At 65.7% G+C, this 2609-nt stretch carries 2 protein-coding genes; one reads left to right on the top strand and one right to left on the bottom strand.

Going from position 1 to position 2609, the window contains the following annotated elements; all coding sequences use genetic code 11:
• On the bottom strand, positions 1 to 1505 hold a 1505-nt coding region (locus tag APH30_RS26755; protein WP_054914220.1), incomplete at its 3' end, for a DUF1631 family protein.
• A gap of 221 nt (positions 1506 to 1726) precedes the next feature.
• Here APH30_RS26755 and nadC point away from each other — a divergent pair.
• Complete coding sequence (gene nadC, locus APH30_RS26750; RefSeq protein WP_054914219.1) at positions 1727 to 2575, top strand: carboxylating nicotinate-nucleotide diphosphorylase; 849 nt, start codon at positions 1727 to 1729, stop codon at positions 2573 to 2575.
• Positions 2576 to 2609 lie beyond the last annotated feature (34 nt).

Raw genomic sequence — 2609 nt, 5'->3', positions numbered from 1 at the left:
TGTACCAGCATCTGCACCACCACCTGGGGCAACACCTGGCCGCGCAGGCGCTGGTTGAGCAATTGCTGCACCTGGTGCCTGGCCTGCAAGGTGCGTGCGCGGCCCTCTTCGGCGTCGCGGGTACGTTGCTCGAGCAAATCGCTGCGCCGCCGCTCCTCATGGCTGAACGCGAGAAAATCTTGCAGCAGGTGGTCGAACACGCGGGTATCTTCGTCAAAATCACTGAGCACGCGCTGCACGATCAGCGCCACCCGCACGTGCAGACTGTCGCGCACATCTTCGCGGCCACTCTCCCAGCCGATGCCCGCCGCTGCGATTTCGTTGAGCAGCCGCCGTGCGGGGTGGCCAGCCCGGCAGAACACCCCCTTGTCCAGCAGCGCCACCTTCAGCAGCGGGATGTGCAGCCGGATGATCAGCGCCCGCAGGCTGGCCGGCAGGTTGTCGTCCTGCTGAATGAACGCGAACAGCAGGTTCACCAGGTTGATCATGTCTTCGTCGGCGACCGCGATACGCCTGCGTATGCCACTGCGCACGCTGACCCGCAGCAGCAATTGCTCAAGCTGCTGGCCAAGCTCGAAGTCATCTGCCTCGTGCGTGGCGGGCACATAATGCTGCAAATGGGTCAGTAACCGCAGCAGGTCGGCGGTGCTGATCGGCTGGGCGGCAGCCACCCCCTGCAAACGTGGGGCAAATTGCCCCCGCACCGGCGCCAGCAGGGTTTGCAACGAGGCAAAAAACGCCTGCCCGGCTGCGTCCGCGCCCACATCCTGGCCTGGCATGGGCGGGCAACGTCGCGCGCCCAGGCGCCGCTCCTCGGCAGGCCGGCGCGGTACCGGTTGCAGTTCGGGCAGCACGCCGGCGGCGGCCAGCAGCTGGTTGGCCTCGCCGTAGATCACATCGGCATCACTGAGCACATAGCGCTCGAACAGCGTGAGCAACACCAGCTTCACCCGCAGGCAAACCCCCAGGTTACGCCCGGCATCGAGGAAGTAACCACATAATGCGGCGGGCCCTAGCGGGTTGTCGCCCTCGTACACGGGGCGGTCGAGCAGCACCTGCAAGCGCAGCCCCAACTGTTGCAAGGCCGGGCGGTGACGTGCCAGCACGCGCCCCACCATGCCGTCGACAGCAGCGCCCCGCTCGGCCTGCGCTTTGCCGCACGTGTTCCCCGGCTGGGCCAGGTGCAGCAACAGGTCCGCCTGGCCGATGCGGGCGAAAGTCGCATGGAAGATGTCGAGAAAGCCACGCTCGATGCTTTTGCGCTTCAGGCGCAGGTCGCGCATGGCCTCGAAATACAAGTTCTGGTCGGCGTGCTCGAAGGCTTTGTCAGCCATCTCGAACAGGGTGTCGTCAGCGTTGTCGAACAGCGCCTGCAAGCCCAGGCGCAACTGCAGGGCGGCCTTGTCGCGTACTTGCAGCAGCAACACCGGAAGGCAAGGCAGAGGCGCACGCCGGCCCCGGTCGATGGCGGCCGCCAGGGGCACCACCTTGCCTTCTTCATGCATCCTGGACTCCTTGCAGGGTGTGTGGCCCGCCGCAGCAGGTATCGTCAAAGCTATGACGCCAAATACTGGTCGCCATTATCGGCAAAAACCCGCAGCGCTGCCAGCACGGATTCACCCCAGGCAGGCGCCCGCCACGCGCCGACCGAATGCCGGCGCCAAGGCGGCTGTACACACCAGCCCGCTGCCCTATAATCGCGGGCATCTTGCTTGTGGAGCCGACCATGCCGAACCTACGCCTTGCCGACCTGACCGCTGAAATCGAAGCCAACGTGCGCCGTGCGCTGTTGGAGGACATCGGCAGTGGCGATATCACCGCGCAGTTGATCCCGGCCGAGCGCCTGGCCAAGGCGACCATCATCACCCGCGAGGACTGTGTGATCGCCGGCACTGCCTGGGTCGATGCGGTATTCCGCCAGCTCGACCCGCGGGTGGCGGTGCACTGGCAAGTCACTGACGGTGACCGTGCCAGCGCCAACCAGCCCCTGTTTCACCTCGAAGGCCCAGCCCGTTCGCTGCTCAGCGGTGAGCGCAGTGCCCTGAACTTCCTGCAACTGCTGTCGGGGGTCGCCACCCGTGCGCGCTTTCTTGCCAGCCTGGTAGAAGGCACCCAGGTGCGCCTGCTGGACACCCGCAAAACGCTGCCTGGCCTGCGCCTGGCGCAAAAGTACGCGGTGACCTGTGGCGGCTGCGACAACCACCGCATCGGCCTGTATGACGCTTTCCTGATCAAGGAGAACCACATCGCCGCCAGCGGTGGCGTGGCTCAGGCCGTGGCGGCTGCGCACCGCATTGCCCCGGGCAAACCGGTGGAAATAGAAGTGGAGAGCCTTGGCGAACTGCGCGAGGCGCTGGCGGCGGGGGCCGACATCATCATGCTCGACGAACTGAACCTGGAAGAAATGCGTGAGGCTGTGCGCATCACGGCCGGCAAGGCCAAGCTGGAGGCCAGCGGCGGGGTCAACGAGAGCACCCTGCGGGTGATTGCCGAAACGGGCGTGGACTACATCTCGATCGGGGCGATGACCAAGGATGTGAAGGCGGTCGACCTGTCGATGCGGCTGAGCCTGTGAGCTGATCGCAGGCAAGCCAGCTCCCACCTGTAGG

Origin of the sequence: Pseudomonas sp. NBRC 111127, assembly GCF_001320345.1 — a bacterium.
Lineage (GTDB): Bacteria > Pseudomonadota > Gammaproteobacteria > Pseudomonadales > Pseudomonadaceae > Aquipseudomonas > Aquipseudomonas juntendi.
Note: the sequence above shows the minus strand (reverse complement) of the source record. Positions and strands in the feature narration are given on the sequence as shown.